Source organism: Halorubrum sp. SP3 (genome assembly GCF_005435195.1).
In the GTDB taxonomy this organism is placed as follows: Archaea; Halobacteriota; Halobacteria; order Halobacteriales; family Haloferacaceae; genus Halorubrum; species Halorubrum sodomense.
Map to the genome: position 1 here is coordinate 1 of NZ_SGTU01000258.1, position 580 is coordinate 580.

At 60.3% G+C, this 580-nt stretch carries 2 protein-coding genes; both read right to left on the reverse strand.

What is annotated here, in order from left to right:
• Positions 1-4 precede the first annotated feature (4 nt).
• A complete protein-coding gene (locus tag EXE42_RS18875; RefSeq protein WP_158293429.1) occupies positions 5-157 on the reverse strand; it encodes a hypothetical protein in 153 nt (50 codons plus the stop codon).
• On the reverse strand, positions 150-580 hold a 431-nt coding region (locus EXE42_RS18880), incomplete at its 5' end, for a hypothetical protein (RefSeq protein WP_158293762.1). The genes EXE42_RS18875 and EXE42_RS18880, both read right to left, overlap by 8 nt.

Genomic DNA, 580 nt, shown 5'->3' on the forward strand with positions numbered 1-580 from the left:
GGGACTACGCATCGTCTTCTTCCTCCATCTCGACTGCGGTGTGGGACTCATCCTCGTCACCCGTACAGTAGAGCGTGAGCTGGCCGTGAGCACCACCGCCGTTGTCAGCGATGATCGTGGCGCCACACTCGGGGCAGGCGAAGACGTAACTACCCATCGTCGTCCTCCGTCAACTCGTCTAATTCTGTCTTCAGCCACTCACCAGACTCCTTGCGAGCCTGTCGGTACGTTCTCGCGTCTTCGTCACCGAGTGCGGGATGGACAGACACACCCGCCCACATCTCCGCTAACTCGTAGAGCGGTTCTGCGGGAACCATCTCTCGGTCGTCCGTCTCGATGGCTTCCATCTCCACCTGAACGTCGGACGGTGACGGCGCGGGGAGGCCAAAATCAACAGCGCCGAGATCGACATCAGCGGCTCGCTCGGCAGCCTCTTTCAGTTCTTCGTTGAGTGCCTCCACATTGGTCTGAAGGCTCTCAATCGCCCCGCGTGCCGCTTCTACGTCCGCGTCAACGGCAACCGTCACAGACGCATCAGGGAACGCCGCAGACTCGTGTTCGTCGTCATCCAGATACTCGT

Excerpts from the sequence above, each read along its gene's own strand:
- EXE42_RS18875 (WP_158293429.1), bottom strand. The coding sequence starts at position 157 with ATGGGTAGTTACGTCTTCGCCTGCCCCGAGTGTGGCGCCACGATCATC.